General features: G+C 68.9%; 12 protein-coding genes and 4 tRNA genes. 7 read left to right on the top strand and 9 right to left on the bottom strand.

All coding sequences use genetic code 11. The features are described 5' to 3' along the window. Positions 1-14: 14 nt before the first annotated feature. Genes AQJ46_RS47310 through purM form a run of 3 tightly spaced genes read left to right on the top strand, consistent with a single transcriptional unit; the run spans position 15 to position 3503 of the window. Positions 15-809 carry an META domain-containing protein gene (locus tag AQJ46_RS47310; RefSeq protein ID WP_059211541.1) on the top strand — a complete coding sequence of 265 codons (795 nt, stop codon included), beginning with the start codon at positions 15-17 and terminating at the stop codon, positions 807-809. Positions 810-866: 57 nt separating this feature from the next. Continuing rightward, complete coding sequence (purF, locus tag AQJ46_RS47305; protein ID WP_057609342.1) at positions 867-2393, top strand: amidophosphoribosyltransferase; 1527 nt, start codon at positions 867-869, stop codon at positions 2391-2393. Positions 2394-2438: 45 nt separating this feature from the next. Continuing rightward, positions 2439-3503 (top strand): phosphoribosylformylglycinamidine cyclo-ligase, encoded by a 1065-nt coding sequence (purM, locus tag AQJ46_RS47300; RefSeq protein WP_059211540.1) that lies wholly within the window; start codon positions 2439-2441, stop codon positions 3501-3503. Positions 3504-3578: 75 nt separating this feature from the next. Here the strand turns inward: purM and AQJ46_RS47295 are convergent, their stop codons facing one another. Both AQJ46_RS47295 and AQJ46_RS47290 read right to left on the bottom strand, forming a co-directional pair. Next, entirely contained in the window at positions 3579-3830 is a 252-nt protein-coding gene (locus tag AQJ46_RS47295) for a DUF3073 domain-containing protein (protein WP_028808738.1), read from the bottom strand. Positions 3831-4111: 281 nt separating this feature from the next. Next, positions 4112-5212: a Leu/Phe/Val dehydrogenase gene (locus AQJ46_RS47290; RefSeq protein WP_059211539.1), complete on the bottom strand. Its 1101-nt coding sequence runs from the start codon at positions 5210-5212 to the stop codon at positions 4112-4114. Between the two features lie 222 nt (positions 5213-5434). On the opposite strand from AQJ46_RS47290, the gene AQJ46_RS47285 reads away from it, so the two are divergent. Continuing rightward, entirely contained in the window at positions 5435-6277 is an 843-nt protein-coding gene (locus tag AQJ46_RS47285; protein ID WP_057609348.1) for a hypothetical protein, read from the top strand. 514 nt (positions 6278-6791) lie between these two features. Further along, complete coding sequence (bldC, locus tag AQJ46_RS47280; RefSeq protein WP_003949541.1) at positions 6792-6998, top strand: developmental transcriptional regulator BldC; 207 nt, start codon at positions 6792-6794, stop codon at positions 6996-6998. A 437-nt stretch (positions 6999-7435) separates the two neighbouring features. Here bldC and AQJ46_RS58005 read toward each other — a convergent pair whose 3' ends face one another. The 7 genes from AQJ46_RS58005 to AQJ46_RS47245 form a co-directional block, all read right to left on the bottom strand. After that, positions 7436-7627, bottom strand: coding sequence for a DUF6274 family protein (locus tag AQJ46_RS58005; RefSeq protein ID WP_059211538.1), 192 nt, complete (start codon positions 7625-7627; stop codon positions 7436-7438). A 210-nt stretch (positions 7628-7837) separates the two neighbouring features. Beyond that, positions 7838-7912: transfer RNA gene (locus AQJ46_RS47270), tRNA-Asp, on the bottom strand. A 94-nt stretch (positions 7913-8006) separates the two neighbouring features. Further along, positions 8007-11966 carry an ATP-dependent RNA helicase HrpA gene (hrpA, locus tag AQJ46_RS47265; RefSeq protein ID WP_059211537.1) on the bottom strand — a complete coding sequence of 1320 codons (3960 nt, stop codon included), beginning with the start codon at positions 11964-11966 and terminating at the stop codon, positions 8007-8009. Between the two features lie 115 nt (positions 11967-12081). After that, positions 12082-12155: transfer RNA gene (locus tag AQJ46_RS47260), tRNA-Phe, on the bottom strand. Positions 12156-12179: 24 nt separating this feature from the next. Then, positions 12180-12254, bottom strand: a tRNA-Asp gene (locus tag AQJ46_RS47255). A gap of 38 nt (positions 12255-12292) precedes the next feature. After that, positions 12293-12365 (bottom strand) — tRNA-Glu (locus tag AQJ46_RS47250). 80 nt (positions 12366-12445) lie between these two features. Continuing rightward, positions 12446-14029, bottom strand: coding sequence for a metallophosphoesterase family protein (locus AQJ46_RS47245; RefSeq protein WP_059211536.1), 1584 nt, complete (start codon positions 14027-14029; stop codon positions 12446-12448). Between the two features lie 84 nt (positions 14030-14113). Between AQJ46_RS47245 and AQJ46_RS47240 the strand changes: the two genes are divergently transcribed. Both AQJ46_RS47240 and AQJ46_RS53475 read left to right on the top strand, forming a co-directional pair. Next, positions 14114-14464, top strand: coding sequence for a metallopeptidase family protein (locus AQJ46_RS47240; RefSeq protein ID WP_041819691.1), 351 nt, complete (start codon positions 14114-14116; stop codon positions 14462-14464). A 90-nt stretch (positions 14465-14554) separates the two neighbouring features. After that, on the top strand, positions 14555-15067 hold the full coding sequence (locus tag AQJ46_RS53475; protein ID WP_079072785.1) for a hypothetical protein: 513 nt from the start codon (positions 14555-14557) through the stop codon (positions 15065-15067). The last annotated feature ends 7 nt before the right edge of the window (positions 15068-15074 follow it).

Raw genomic sequence — 15074 nt, 5'->3', positions numbered from 1 at the left:
TGCGTCAAAGAGTCATGAAGCGGACGACACACGCCAAGTACGCGGCCGCAGCCCTGGCCGGGACCACCGTCCTGGCCGCCTGTGGCACGGAGACCGTGGGGACCGGGACCGAGGACGTCTCCACCATCGCGGACACCTCCTGGGTGCCCCGGAAGGTCACCGTCGACGGCAAGGACTACGTCCTGCCCGAGAAGGGTGCTCGCAGGCACGCCCACATCGACTTCAAGCCCGGCGCCGCCGAACCGGACGTCGGCGGCGGGACGTCCGGTGGTTCCGTGGGCTGCAACAGCATCGGTGCGGATGTGGACATCCAGGGCGACACCGTGAAGGTCTCCGACCTCGCCATGACACTCATCGGCTGCGGAGGGGCGCTGGGGAGGTTCGAGGAGAAGTTCGTCGGCGTCTTCGACAACGACCTCGAGGCCGAGCTGAAGGGGCCGTCAGGTGCCAGGACCCTCACGCTGACCAGCCCGCAGAACGACACCATCACCCTGCGCGAGGAGAAGGCCCCCGCCCTCAAGGGCACTCGCTGGTCCCTCGGCGAGACCGCCTACCTCACCCTCACCAGGAACAACACCGTCACCGGCAGCCTCGGCTGCAACACCTTCAACGGCAGGGCCACCGTCAAGGACGGCACCATCGAGTTCGGGCGCCTCGCGACCACGCGCATGATGTGTGAGGGCCCGGTGATGAAGGCCGAGCGCGAGCTCGCCGAAATCCTCTCCGGCAAGGTCTCCTACCAGCAGAAACAGGATTCCCTGAAGATCACCGATGCCTCCGGCGAGAGCGTTACGGCCCACGTGGAGTAAGAAAGCCCACTCTCCACGAATTCGGACCAGTGGTCGATCTCGCCTACACTCGGAGCCGTGCCACGTGGTGACGGACGACTCAACCACGACCTGCTCCCCGGTGAGAAGGGCCCCCAGGACGCTTGTGGCGTCTTCGGTGTCTGGGCTCCGGGCGAAGAGGTCGCCAAGCTCACGTACTTCGGGCTCTACGCCCTCCAGCATCGGGGCCAGGAATCCGCGGGAATCGCGGTCAGCAATGGCTCCCAGATCCTCGTCTTCAAGGACATGGGCCTCGTTTCCCAGGTCTTCGACGAGACCTCTCTCGGTTCGCTCCAGGGTCACCTTGCGGTCGGTCACGCCCGCTACTCGACCACTGGTGCCTCCACCTGGGAGAATGCCCAGCCGACATTCCGTGCCACCGCGCACGGTTCCATCGCGCTCGGCCACAACGGCAACCTGGTCAACACGGCGCAGCTCGCCGAGATGGTCGCCGACCTGCCCAAGCAGGAGGGCCGCAGCCCGCGTGTGGCCGCCACCAACGACACCGACCTGCTCACCGCGCTCCTCGCGGCCCAGGTCGACGAGGACGGCAAGCCCCTGACCATCGAGGAGGCGGCCCACTCCGTCCTCCCGAAGGTGCGCGGCGCCTTCTCCCTCGTCTTCATGGACGAGCACACCCTCTACGCCGCCCGCGACCCGCAGGGCATCCGCCCGCTGGTCCTCGGCCGCCTGGAGCGCGGCTGGGTCGTCGCCTCCGAGTCCGCCGCCCTCGACATCTGCGGCGCGAGCTACGTCCGCGAGATCGAGCCGGGCGAGTTCGTCGCCATCGACGAGAACGGCCTGCGCACCTCCCGATTCGCGGAAGCGAAGCCCAAGGGCTGTGTCTTCGAGTACGTCTATCTGGCGCGCCCCGACACCGACATCGCCGGCCGGAACGTGTACCTCTCCCGCGTGGAGATGGGCCGCAAGCTCGCCAAGGAAGCGCCCGTCGACGCCGACCTGGTCATAGCGACCCCGGAATCGGGCACCCCGGCGGCCATCGGCTACGCGGAAGCCTCCGGCATCCCCTTCGGCGCGGGCCTGGTGAAGAACGCCTACGTCGGCCGTACGTTCATCCAGCCCTCCCAGACCATTCGCCAGCTCGGCATCCGCCTGAAGCTGAACCCGCTCAAGGAAGTCATCAAGGGCAAGCGTCTGGTCGTCGTCGACGACTCGATCGTCCGCGGCAACACCCAGCGCGCCCTGGTTCGCATGCTCCGCGAGGCGGGCGCCGCCGAGGTCCACATCCGGATCTCCTCGCCCCCCGTGAAGTGGCCCTGCTTCTTCGGCATCGACTTCGCCACCCGCGCCGAGCTCATCGCCAACGGCATGACCATCGACGAGATCGGCACCTCGCTCGGCGCCGACTCCCTGGCGTACATCTCCATCGACGGCATGATCGAGGCGACCACCATCGCCAAGCCGAACCTCTGCCGCGCCTGCTTCGACGGCGAGTACCCGATGGAGCTCCCGGACCCCGAGCTGCTCGGCAAGCAGCTCCTGGAGACCGAGCTGGCCGCAGGGCCCGCCGCCACGGCCGCGGCCGACGCGATCCGTCGCCCGTAGGCAGCCCGTCATACCTGCCGTACGACACGAAGGTTCTCTACTGCCATGTCTGAGACAACTGGTGCCAGCTACGCAGCCGCGGGCGTCGACATCGAGGCGGGCGACCGCGCCGTAGAGCTGATGAAGGAGTGGGTGAAGAAGACCCAGCGCCCCGAGGTCCTCGGCGGCCTCGGCGGTTTCGCCGGCCTCTTCGACGCCTCCGCCCTCAAGCGCTACGAGCGTCCCCTGCTCGCCTCCGCCACCGACGGCGTGGGCACCAAGGTCGACATCGCGCGCCAGCTGGGCGTCTACGACACCATCGGCCACGACCTGGTCGCGATGGTCATGGACGACATCGTGGTGTGCGGCGCCGAGCCGCTGTTCATGACCGACTACATCTGCGTCGGCAAGGTCCACCCCGAGCGGGTCGCCGCGATCGTCAAGGGCATCGCCGAGGGCTGTGTGCTCGCCGGCTGCGCCCTGGTGGGCGGCGAGACGGCCGAGCACCCGGGTCTGCTCGGCCCGGACGACTTCGACGTCGCCGGCGCCGGTACGGGTGTCGTGGAGGCCGACCGGCTGCTCGGCGCGGATCGCATCCGTAAGGGTGACGCGGTCATCGCCATGGCGGCCTCGGGTCTTCACTCGAACGGGTACTCGCTCGTGCGGCATGTGCTCCTGAACCAGGCGGGCTTCGCCCTGGACGCCCGGATCGACGAACTCGGCCGCACCCTCGGCGAGGAGCTCCTGGAGCCCACCAAGATCTACTCACTGGACTGCCTGGCCCTGATCCGCACGGCCCAGGTGCACGCCTTCTCGCACGTCACCGGCGGCGGTCTGGCGGCCAACCTGGCCCGTGTGATCCCCGACGGCCTGCACGCCGTCGTGGACCGCACCACCTGGACCCCGGGCCCGGTCTTCGACCTCGTCGGCAGGACCGGTCAGGTCGAGCGCCTGGAGCTGGAGAAGACCCTGAACATGGGCGTCGGCATGATCGCGATCGTGCCCGAGGAGTCGGCGGACGTCGCCCTGGCCACCCTGGCCGACCGCGGGGTCGAGTCATGGGTCGCGGGCGAGATCACGGATCGCGGTGACCACACCACGGGTGCCGAGCTCGTCGGTGACTACGCCTGAGGAACCGACAGGCAGCGCAAAACCCGGTCCGGTGGTGTGGACCACCCCGGACCGGGTTAACGCACAGCTGGGTCGTCAAGCTCCGCGGCGTTGAGACGCAGGACCGGACTCGTCGTCCTCGTCCTCGTCGTCGTTGTAGAGATCCGCGTACTGGGCGTACGGGTCGTCTTCCTCGTCGTCGTCTTCGAACGGCTCGCCATTCGGCGGCTGACTCGAAGTCGAAGCGCCCAGCTCATTGGCCAGACGCGACAGGTCAGTCCCGCCGCTGCTGTACTTCAGCTGGCGGGCGACCTTCGTCTGCTTGGCCTTTGCCCGGCCGCGCCCCATGGCTCGACCCCCTCGAATACGGGGCTCGGTGGCCCCAGAGTCTTGACACGCGTTCATGATCTAGAACGGACTCTCCGCAGAGAGACCGGTCCGTAGGGCTTCCACGGTACCTGAGCCCACGCCCATACGGTACGTCGCCCGCAGCACGTGCCCTGGCCCAGAACCCTCGGGGAGCCCCGTCCCCGCTGGTCAACCGCGATTTTAACCACTTCTTCGCGGCCGACCCGCCGACGAACGTGAGAGTTCTCTCTAAGTGTGCGCCGACGGGTACCGGTCAAACGTCAGCGCACCGGTTTCGTGGCCGCCTCGTGCATCCGCTGCTCGGCGATCCGGTCGGCCGCGGCGGCCGGCGGAATCCCGTCTTCCTTCGCACGTGCGAAGATCGTCAGGGTGGTGTCGAAGATCTTCGCGGCCTTCGCCCGGCACCGTTCGAAGTCGAACCCGTGCAGTTCGTCGGCGACCTGGATGACCCCTCCGGCGTTCACCACGTAGTCCGGCGCGTAGAGGATCCCGCGGTCGGCGAGGTCCTTCTCCACGCCCGGGTGCTCTAGCTGGTTGTTGGCGGCCCCGCAGACGATCCTCGCGGTCAGCGCGGGCACGGAGACGTCGTTCAGGGCTCCGCCGAGCGCGCAGGGGGCGTAGATGTCGAGACCCTCGGTCCGGATCAGCGTGCCGGTGTCGGCGACGGGGGAGACGGAGGGGTGCCGGCCGGCGATCCGCTCCACGGCCTCCTGGCGTACGTCCGTGATCAGGACCTCGGCGCCCTCCTCGACGAGGTGCTCCACCAGGTGGTGCCCGACCTTGCCGACGCCCGCGACGCCGATCCTGCGGTCACGCAGCGAGGGGTCGCCCCACAGGTGCTGTGCGCTGGCCCGCATGCCCTGGTAGACGCCGAAGGCGGTGAGGACGGAGGAGTCGCCGGCGCCGCCGTTCTCGGGGGAGCGGCCGGTGGTCCAGCGGCACTCGCGTGCGACGACGTCCATGTCGGCGACGTACGTGCCGACGTCGCACGCGGTGACGTAGCGGCCGCCGAGCGAGGCCACGAAGCGGCCGTAGGCGAGGAGCAGGTCCTCGCTCTTGTCGCGCTCCGGGTCGCCGATGATCACGGCCTTGCCGCCGCCGTGGCCGAGCCCGGCCATGGCGTTCTTGTACGACATCCCGCGCGCGAGGTTCAGCGCGTCGGCGACGGCCTCCTGCTCGCTCGCGTACGGGTAGAAGCGGGTCCCGCCGAGGGCGGGGCCGAGCGCGGTGGAGTGGAGGGCGATGACGGCCTTGAGGCCGCTCTTGCGGTCCTGGCAGAGCACGACCTGCTCATGGCCGCCCTGGTCCGAGTGGAACAGGGTGTGCAGCACGTCGGCAGCGGCGCCGGTTACGTCGGTCACTGTGGTGACTCCTGGGTACATTGCGGCGATGGGACACAGGCGCCCGTAAGGGTGGCGGGACCTGTGAGCACGAGATTAGGGCTTGTGGCGGCCCATGACCGTGCAGTGCTCAGGATCACCTCCTCCCGGGGGACGGGCGTGCGACGATTTGCATAGTTTTCCCGCACGTTTGTGTGCGGGTTTCGCAGGTTTTCCCGGCAGGCGGCGGGGGAGAGAGCAGGCGTGCCCAAGGTGTCCTCGGTGATCGTCCCGTACGCGACCTATCTGCGCGTGTACGAACCGCTGGCCGCCTTCCCCGAGCCCGAGCGCAGTCACTGGGCCCGTTACGCCCGCCGCCCGGAGCGTCCGTCGTACCAGGACGAACTGCGTCGCTCCCTGGCCGACCTGGTGCCCACCCCGCCGGTCCCGGTGCCGGTGCACGAGAGCAGCGACGCCTTCGTGCTCGACGTGGACGGCGTGGTGTGCGTGTGCCCGTGGCGCACTCGGCTGCGCGGCTGGCTGGCCCTGGAGGAGCTCGGGGAGGAGCTGCCGGGGCCGGTCCTCGACGCGGTGCTGCCCGAGGTCGTACGCCGCCAGACCGCCCAGGACTACGAGCGCTGGCTCGCCCGGAACCCGGACGCCCGGCCCTGGATCCGCACCGCGACCTGGCAGGTGCCGCTGAACTGGTTCGTGCTCGTCTCCGACGAGGAGCGGCGCTTCGACAAGGGTTCCGGTGAGATCCCGCCGATGCTGCGCTACCGGACGCCCATGGTGCAGGCCCGGCGGCGTGTGGCTCGGGGTCTGCGGGCCCTCAAGGACGCCATCGACGAGGGACCGCTCATCGACGGTCTGATCGACGTGGGGCGCTGGCTGGAGGAGTTCCATCCGCGCTCGCTGGTCGAGCTCGACTACGGCGGTCTGGTGCATGTGCTGCCGCCGGGCGAGCTGGAGGACGACCACTCGGCGGCGGACGTGGCCGAGGGCATCGAGGCGCTCAGGCACGGCGACGGGGCCGCGGCGGGCGAGGCCTACGGGCGGCTCGTGGAGCGCTGGCGGGGCATCAGGGACCGGCGCTCGGCGAACTGAATGTGCGCCATGTCACGAACTGGCGTTTGACCTGACGCCCGTTTTGGGGTTTCGTCCTCGCTCAAGGTGTCAGCTTCCCCTGAAGTCTCACCGACAAGGGGACGTAGGTCCCGATCCGGGCGTACACCTCACGGAGTGTCAAGCGTGACGGACCGCACGTACCCGGCTCTTGCATCTCTTGCCCCTCCTCGTGCCAAAATAGGACAAGGGGCCCGGGGGAGGTTCCGCTTTGGGGGGTCTGGTGACTCCTGATCGCTCTGTGACTGATCGTCACAGTGGCGTGACTGTCCGCTATGGCATGGTCCATCGGCTTCCGTCGCCGATGAACACCTGGGGGGCAATTCCATCGGTTTGGCCGACGCGGCTGGACGGATGGTGTAGTTGTAGTGCCGAGGACAAGCCGTTCGTCCTATAACCGACTCGACCCGCATCCGCCATTTCGGGCAACGCGGGTCAAGGTGCAGAATTTAGAGGAAAGAACCGAGAACGATCGGTTCTCCCGAGGAGGCCGCTCATGACCGCTCGCACCCCTGATGCCGAGCCGCTGCTGACCCCGGCTGAGGTCGCCACGATGTTCCGCGTGGACCCGAAGACGGTCACGCGGTGGGCGAAGGCCGGCAAGCTCACGTCGATCCGTACGCTCGGCGGGCACCGCCGTTACCGCGAGGCCGAGGTCCGCGCTCTGCTCGCGGGCATCCCGCAGCAGCGCAGCGAGGCCTGAACAACTGAATAACCGGGCAAACCGGCTGGCCCCCCAGTTGGCCGCGCTGCCCGAACCCTGGCTCCAAGCGACGCGGGTCCTGCCCCAACAGGGCCCATTCTCCACCTCGTCGTCGATCGCGCTGGACTCCGCCGAGTCCAGCGCGATCTTTTTTGTGCGTGCAGGATGGGCGATCGGCAGCCCTGTGAGCGGGCTTGTCGGAGTCTGGGGAGGGGTGTCGGATCTCCTGTGAGGGGCCCCTGGCAGGCGTGCGAACGAGAGTGCAATTGCACATATTAAATTGACCTGTTGTAGGGGAGGGGTAAGTTCCACGGTTTCAGAAACTCATGCGGTGACTCCCGTCACATGCCAGAGTCCTTGTTACCCCTGACTCCCGTGCGCTAAAGGAGGCACGCGTCCCGGACTCCCGTCGGTGGGGCGGGGGTTGGGGTCGAGGGTCACGCCGGGGAGGGGCTTTCGTCCTCGACGGCCTCGTCCGGGGCCGGCGCGGTCCCTGGGGCGGAATCCATCGCCAGCCGCAACAGGCGGTGGCAGATCGGGCAATGGCGGGTCAGATGCCGGTACGACGACGCGGCCGCCAGGTGTGCGCGCAACAGTGCCCGCGTCTCGTGCCTGGCCGTTGCCGCCATACGCCACCTCCGGGCTCCGCTGGGAACGGGGGCCTGGTTTCTGGGTACCGGTGCGACGCGACGCCGTCAAGATGGCGTGGACGCCGCCGGCACCTCACGCACGGCCTCGTGCTCAAGCGTCGGACAGTCTGAGAGCTTGCCTGGACCCGGCGTACACACACGAAGAAGGCCCGCTCCCCGTTCCCGGGATGCGGGCCTGACTTCCAACTGCGGTCCTGACGGGATTTGAACCCGCGGCCTCCACCTTGACAGGGTGGCGAGCACTCCAAACTGCTCCACAGGACCAGGTTTCGCGGCGCTTACTGCTGCGTTGCGCTGCGAGAAGGACTGTACAGGAGCAGGGAGGTCCTGGTCGAACTCACCCTGTGTGCGGGAGCCGTCACGGCGCCAGCGTGTCGATCGTCTTCACGATCCGCTTGTCGGAGATCGGGTACGCCGTGCCGAGCGCGTGGGCGAAATAGCTGACCCGCAGCTCCTCGATCATCCAGCGGACGTCCAGAACCTGCTGAGGCACCGGCCGACCCTGCGGAAGCTGTTCCAGGAGCCAGGCGTACTCGTCCTGCATCTCGTGGACCTTCTCCATACGGGTCGTGTCCCGCTGGACGTTCGTCGGCATCTGCTGGAGACGGCGGTCCGCGGCGACCAGGTAACGCATCAGGTCGGGCAGCCGGCGCAACCCCGTCGCCGTCACGAACCCCGGCTTCACCAGCGCGTCCAACTGCGCCCGTACGTCCGCCAGGTTCGCCAGCAGCGCCGGGCTCCGTACGGTCTTCAGGCGCCGCTCACAGGCCTGCCAGGCGGCGAGCACCTGCTGCACCTGCCCGACCGTACGGACGGTGGTGTCGACGATCTCGGCGCGCACCTTGTCGTACAGCTTCCGGTACGACTCCTCGTCCCACGTCGGCCCCCCGAAGTCCCCGATCAGCTTGTCCGCCGCAGCGGTCGCGCAGTCGTCGAACAGCGCCTGGATCGAGCCGTGCGGATTCGACGACAGGGCGAGCTTCTGGGGGTTCGTCAGCTTCTCGGACGCGAACTTCGCCGGACTCACCGGGATGTTGCGCACGATCAGCCGCCGCGTGCCCTTCCACATCGCCTCGGCCTGCTCCGCCTCCGTGTCGAAGAGCCGGACCGAGACGGTGTCACCGTCGTCCACCAGCGCCGGGTACGCCTTCACCGGCTGGCCGGCGCGACGGGTCTCGAAGACGCGCGTGAGCGTGCCGATCGTCCAGTCCGTCAGGCCCTTGCGCTCCAGGGACTCGCCGCCCTCGCGGGACGCGGTCGCGGCCGCCGCCTGGGACAGGGCCTGGCGCGCCTTCGGCCTGAGCTTTTGCCGCAACGCCTCCAGGTCCTTGTCCTCGGCCAGATTCCGGCGCCGCTCGTCGACGATCCGGAAGGTGATCCGCAGATGCTCCGGGACCCGCGTCCAGTCGAAGTCCTCCGCGTCGAACGGCACGCCGACCATGCGCTTCAGTTCGCGGGCCATCGTGACCGTCAAGGGCTCCTGGAGGGGGACGGCCGTATCCAGGAAGCGCCGCGCGAAGTTCGGCGCCGGTACGTAGTTGCGACGGATCGGCTTGGGCAGGGAACGGATCAGCTCCGTCACCAGCTCCTCCCGCAGACCCGGGATCTGCCAGTCGAAGCCGTCGTCCGTCACCTGGTTCAGGACCTGGAGCGGGATGTGGACCGTCACACCGTCCGCGTCCGCGCCCGGCTCGAACTGGTAGGTCACCCGGAACTTCAGAGGCCCCTGCCGCCACGAGTCGGGATAGTCGGCCTTCGTGACCGCCTCCGCCGACTCCCGGATGAGCATCGCGCGCTCGAAGTCGAGGTAGTCCTCCTGCTCGTGGCGCTTGCGCTTCCACCAGGAGTCGAAGTGCGCCCCGGACACCACGTGTTCGGGCACCCGCTGGTCGTAGAAGTCGAACAGCGTGTCGTCGTCGACCACGATGTCCCGGCGCCGCGCCCGGTGCTCCAACTCCTCGACCTCGCTGAGGAGCTTGCGGTTGTCGGCGAAGAACTTGTGGTGGGTGCGCCAGTCACCCTCGACGAGGGCGTTGCGGATGAAGAGCTCACGGCTCGACTCCGGGTCGATACGGCCGTAGTTCACCTTCCGCTGGGCGACGATCGGCACGCCGTACAGCGTGACCTTCTCGTACGCCATCACCGCGGCCTGGTCCTTCTCCCAGTGCGGTTCGGAGTACGTCCGCTTCAGCAGGTGCTCGGCGAGCGGCTCGACCCACTCCGGCTCGATCTTCGCGTTGACGCGCGCCCACAGGCGTGAGGTCTCCACCAGCTCCGCCGACATGACGAACCGCGGCTGCTTCTTGAAGAGCGCCGAGCCCGGGAAGATCGCGAACTTGGCGCTCCGGGCGCCGAGATACTCGTTCTTGTTGCCGTCCTTCACATCTTTCATGCCGATGTGCGAGAGCAGTCCGGCGAGGAGGGAGACGTGGACGCTCTGGTCGGGCGCGTCGTCCTCGTTGAGATGGATGCCCATCTGCTTGGCGACCGTGCGCAGTTGGGAGTAGATGTCCTGCCACTCGCGGATGCGCAGGAAGTTCAGGTACTCCTGCTTGCACATCCGGCGGAAGGACGACGATCCGCGCTCCTTCTGCTGCTCGCGGACATAGCGCCACAGGTTGAGATAGGCGAGGAAGTCGCTGGTCTCGTCCTTGAAGCGGGCATGCTGCTGGTCGGCCTGGGTCTGCTTGTCGGCCGGGCGCTCGCGCGGGTCCTGGATGGAGAGCGCGGCGGCTATGACCATGACCTCGCGCACACAGCCGTTCTTGTCGGCCTCCAGGACCATACGGGCCAGGCGCGGGTCGACGGGCAGCTGGGCGAGTTTGCGGCCGGTGTCGGTCAGCCGCTTGCGTACGTCCTTCTGCGCCGGGTCCAACGCGCCCAGTTCCTGGAGGAGCTGGACGCCGTCGCGGATGTTGCGGTGGTCCGGCGGGTCGATGAACGGGAACTTCTCGATGTCGCCGAGGCCGGCGGCGGTCATCTGGAGGATGACGGAGGCGAGGTTCGTCCGCAGGATCTCGGCGTCCGTGAACTCCGGCCTGCCGTTGAAGTCCTCCTCGCTGTACAGGCGGATGCAGATGCCGTCCGACGTACGGCCGCAGCGGCCCTTGCGCTGGTTGGCGCTGGCCTGCGAGACCGGCTCGATGGGCAGCCGCTGGACCTTGGTGCGGTGGCTGTAGCGGCTGATCCGGGCGAAGCCGGGGTCGATCACGTACTTGATGCCCGGGACGGTGAGGGAGGTCTCGGCGACGTTGGTCGCCAGAACGATCCTGCGCCCGGTGTGCTGCTGGAAGACGCGGTGCTGCTCGGCGTGCGAGAGGCGGGCGTACAGGGGCAGGACCTCGGTGAAGCGGTAGTTCTTCTTCACCAGCGCGTCCGCGGTGTCGCGGATCTCACGCTCGCCGGAGAGGAAGACGAGGATGTCGCCCTTGCCCTCGCCCTGGAGCTCCTCGACGGCGTCGCAGATCGCGGTGATCTGGTCGCGGTCGGCGTCGTCGGAGTCGTCTTCGAGGAGCGGGCGGTAGCGCACCTCCACCGGATACGTCCGCCCGCTGACCTCGACGATCGGGGCGTCACCGAAGTGCCGGGAGAACCGCTCGGGGTCGATGGTCGCCGAGGTGATGACGACCTTGAGGTCGGGGCGCTTCGGCAGCAGCTGGGCCAGATACCCGAGCAGGAAGTCGATGTTGAGGGACCGCTCGTGGGCCTCGTCGATGATGATCGTGTCGTAGGCGCGCAGCTCGCGGTCGGTCTGGATCTCGGCGAGCAGGATGCCGTCCGTCATCAGCTTCACGAAGGTCGCGTCCTGGTTCACCTGGTCGGTGAACCGCACCTTCCAGCCGACGGCCTCGCCGAGCGGGGTGTCCAGCTCCTCGGCGACCCGCTCGGCGACCGTGCGGGCGGCGATACGACGGGGCTGGGTGTGCCCGATCATGCCCTTCACGCCCCGGCCGAGCTCCAGGCAGATCTTCGGGATCTGAGTGGTCTTGCCGGAACCAGTCTCACCGGCGACGATCACGACCTGGTGATCGCGGATGGCGGCCGCGATGTCGTCCTTCTTCTGGCTGACCGGAAGCTGCTCGGGATAGGACACGGCGGGCACGCGCGCACGGCGCGCACGCACGCGCTCCTGGCCCTTGCCGGCCTCCGCCTCGATCTCGGACAGCACGGCGGCCCGCGCCTCCGGCTTGCGGATCTTGCGCGCGCCTTCGAGCCTGCGCCCGAGCCGGTGCGCGTCGCGCAGGGACAGCTCGGTCAGGCGGGCGGCGAGATCCCCGAAGGCGGGGGTACCGGGGGCGGGGGCAGGGTGCGTAGACATACGCGATCCAGGATCTCATCCCCGGGAAATTACTGGCGAACGGTTTTGTCCCCGGTGGTTCGCCTGCACGTTCACATACAACAAGACCCCGATCCGGAGATCGGGGTCTGTGCTGTGGCTGGGGCCGGGGTCGAACCGGCGACCTACCGCTTTTCAGGCGGTCGCTCGTACCAACTGAGCTACCCAGCCGCGAGGTTTCCGGGGAAACCTCAGCGGTCCTGACGGGATTTGAACCCGCGGCCTCCACCTTGACAGGGTGGCGAGCACTCCAAACTGCTCCACAGGACCAAGCGTTGTGCACGAACAGTGTCGCACACGGTGATGCGTGCCCCCAACGGGATTCGAACCCGTGCTACCGCCTTGAAAGGGCGGCGTCCTAGGCCGCTAGACGATGAGGGCTATCGGCCCGCCTGGGCGCTTCTCAGCGCGTCGGGGACGTGAGAAGCATATGGGATGCCGGGAGGTATCGCCAAAACGGTTTAGGGGGTGCCCGTGGGTGAGCCGCTGGGCGAACCCGTGGGCGAGGGTGTCGCTCCCGGCTGGTTGTCCTCCGGGAGGTGGCGGCTGACCTCCGCCGTCGTGAGGCCGAGGCCGCCGAGTTTGATCTCGTCCCAGGCCTGCAGACGGCGGGTGTCGCGGTCCATGTAGAGGATCGAGGCCTCGATGGGGTCGGGGTACTTGCCCTCGACGGCCCGTAGCCCGCTGCCGCCGGTGGAGCCCTCCACCCGCAGTCGCGTGCCCTTCTTCATGACCTCCATCTCCTGGTGGTGGAGGTGGCCCGACAGGATCATCGGGACCTCGCCGTCGACCTCGCGGGCCGCCGAGGGCTCGTGGGCGATCGCGAGGTCGACCGGCGTGCCCGCGGCCCGTTGCTCGCGCAGGGCCGCGGCCAGGCGGTCGCCCGCTGCCTCCTGGGACTCGTCGGCACCGGGATTCGTGGAACGGTCGGGGGTGAACTGGGGGTCGCCGATGCCCGCGAACCGCAGGCCGGCGATCGTCTCCGCCTTGCCGTTGTCCAGGACGTGGACCCGCTTCAGGCCCTCCATGTAGCGCTGGGTGGTGAGGGAGTCGTGGTTGCCGCGGACCCAGACGTAGGGCGCGCCGAGGTCGGGGATCGGGTCCAGGAAGCCGTTCTCCGCCGCCGTGCCGTGGTCCATGGTGTCGCCGGAGTCGACGATCACGTCGACCTTGTACTGCTCCACCAGCGAGGCGATGATCTTCCAGCTCGCGGGGTTGAGATGGATGTCGGAGACGTGCAGGACCCGGATGGTGGTGGGGTCCGGCTGGTAGGCGGGGAGGGTGGACGTGGCGTCGTAGAGCTTCGTCACGTTCGTCACCAGGCGGGCCAACTCCTTCTGGTAGACGTCGAATTCGGTGACGATGCTGCGCGCGTTGCCGACCAGGGAAGGGGCGGAGGACAGCAGCCCCGAGAACTTCGGCTCCAGGACGGATTCCGGGTTCCAGGTGGCGTACGCCGTGCCGCCGCAGGCCGCCAGGAGGGTCAGGGCGAGGCCGCCGGCCGCGAGGGCCCGGCGCGGGCGGCGGTAGACGGCGAGGCCGAGGGCCGTGGCGCCCGACACCACCGCGACGACGGAGCGGACGGCCAGGTCGAGGGTGCCGTGTTCGACGTCCGTCGCGACCTCGTCCTGGAGGCCGGAGAGGCGCTCGGGGTGGTCGACGAGGGCCTGGGAGCGTTCCGGGTCGAGCTGGTCGACGTTGACGTCGAGGCGGACGGGCGCGTGGTGGCTGTCCAGCTGGAGCGCGCCGAGCGGGGACACGTTGATCTTCGTGCCGCCGGAGAGGGACGGGCGCAGGGTCATCGTCGTGTTCATGGGGCCGACCGGGACCCGGACGTTGCCGACGATCAGCAGACCGAGCCATGCGCCCAGGAGGACGACGGCGACCAGGCCGAGGGCGCGGGTCCAGGGGTGCGGCTGGTGGACGAGCTCGACGGACGGGTGGGATCGGCGCCTGCCGTACTGGCGGGCGAGGGCTCGCGGGGGCTTGCGTAGGGCGTTCAGGATGCTCCGGGCGTTCAGGACTGCGGCGGGGACGCGGGCCATTGGTCCCGTATGCCCAAGTCCGCTCGTGGATATGCGGGCGTGCTCATGACTCTCGTACGGATGGTCGTACTGGAGAATGCGCTTGTGCTGGAGATGACGCGCGAGGAGTTCGAGGAACTGGTCGCCGAGGCCCTGGACCGGATTCCGCCGGAGTTGACGCGGCTGATGGACAACGTCGCGGTGTTCGTCGAGGACGAACCGCCGGCGGACGATCCCGAGCTGCTCGGGCTGTACGAGGGCACTCCACTGACCGACCGGGGCGAGTGGTATGCCGGGGTGCTGCCGGACCGCATCACGATCTACCGGGGGCCGACGCTCCGGATGTGTGATTCCCGGGAGGACGTCGTCGCGGAGACCGAGGTGACGGTCGTGCATGAGATCGCCCATCACTTCGGGATCGACGACGCGCGGCTGCACGCACTCGGCTACGGCTGAGTCCGTTTCGAACGGGGCGCGTGTCCTCTTGTGGGCGGCGGGAGTTGGGCAGGTTGACTTCTTGACGACCGCCCTCGGAGGTGGCTGCTCGTGCGCCCCTTGTACGTACCCGTCCGTCTGGCCGCCACGGTCATGGCCGTCGCCGCCGCCGCGGGCTGCATGAGCGTGGGCGGGGACGGCGGAGACGACGGCGCGAAGCCGTCGCACTCCGCCGGTGAGCGGGGCGATGAGGCGCCGGACGGGGGATCCGCTGGCTCGGGCGGTTCCGTGGGGCTCGGCGGGGCGGGCCCGGACGGCAAGCGCGGCAAGCACAAGGGGAAGCGCGGCGAGGAGCCGGCGTCCCCACCGGCGTCGGCCTCGGCGAGTGCGTCGGCCTCCGCGGGGGCGAAGCCGGGGACGTCGGTTCAGCCGGTGCCGTCGGCGACGAGGAGCGACCCGGCACCCACACATACGCCCGATCCGGAGCCGCCGCCGTCCAGCGAGCCGCCCGCGTCGCCCACGCCGTCGCCGCCGCCCGCCGAACCGTCGTCGTCGGCGCAGCCGGAGACGGGCCCGCAGCTGAGCGGGCGGGAGCCGGCGCCCACGGCCGGGTCGCCGGTGTGACGGACCC

Source organism: Streptomyces canus, assembly GCF_001514145.1.
GTDB lineage: Bacteria > Actinomycetota > Actinomycetes > Streptomycetales > Streptomycetaceae > Streptomyces > Streptomyces canus.
Note: the sequence above shows the minus strand (reverse complement) of the source record. Positions and strands in the feature narration are given on the sequence as shown.

Coding starts and splice junctions, on each gene's coding strand:
- AQJ46_RS58005 (WP_059211538.1), bottom strand. CDS start 7,627: ATGGCGGCAACGGCCAGGCACGAGACGCGGGCACTGTTGCGCGCACAC.
- bldC (WP_003949541.1), top strand. CDS start 6,792: ATGACCGCTCGCACCCCTGATGCCGAGCCGCTGCTGACCCCGGCTGAG.
- purM (WP_059211540.1), top strand. CDS start 2,439: ATGTCTGAGACAACTGGTGCCAGCTACGCAGCCGCGGGCGTCGACATC.
- hrpA (WP_059211537.1), bottom strand. CDS start 11,966: ATGTCTACGCACCCTGCCCCCGCCCCCGGTACCCCCGCCTTCGGGGAT.
- AQJ46_RS47310 (WP_059211541.1), top strand. CDS start 15: ATGAAGCGGACGACACACGCCAAGTACGCGGCCGCAGCCCTGGCCGGG.
- AQJ46_RS47295 (WP_028808738.1), bottom strand. CDS start 3,830: ATGGGGCGCGGCCGGGCAAAGGCCAAGCAGACGAAGGTCGCCCGCCAG.
- AQJ46_RS47245 (WP_059211536.1), bottom strand. CDS start 14,029: ATGGCCCGCGTCCCCGCCGCAGTCCTGAACGCCCGGAGCATCCTGAAC.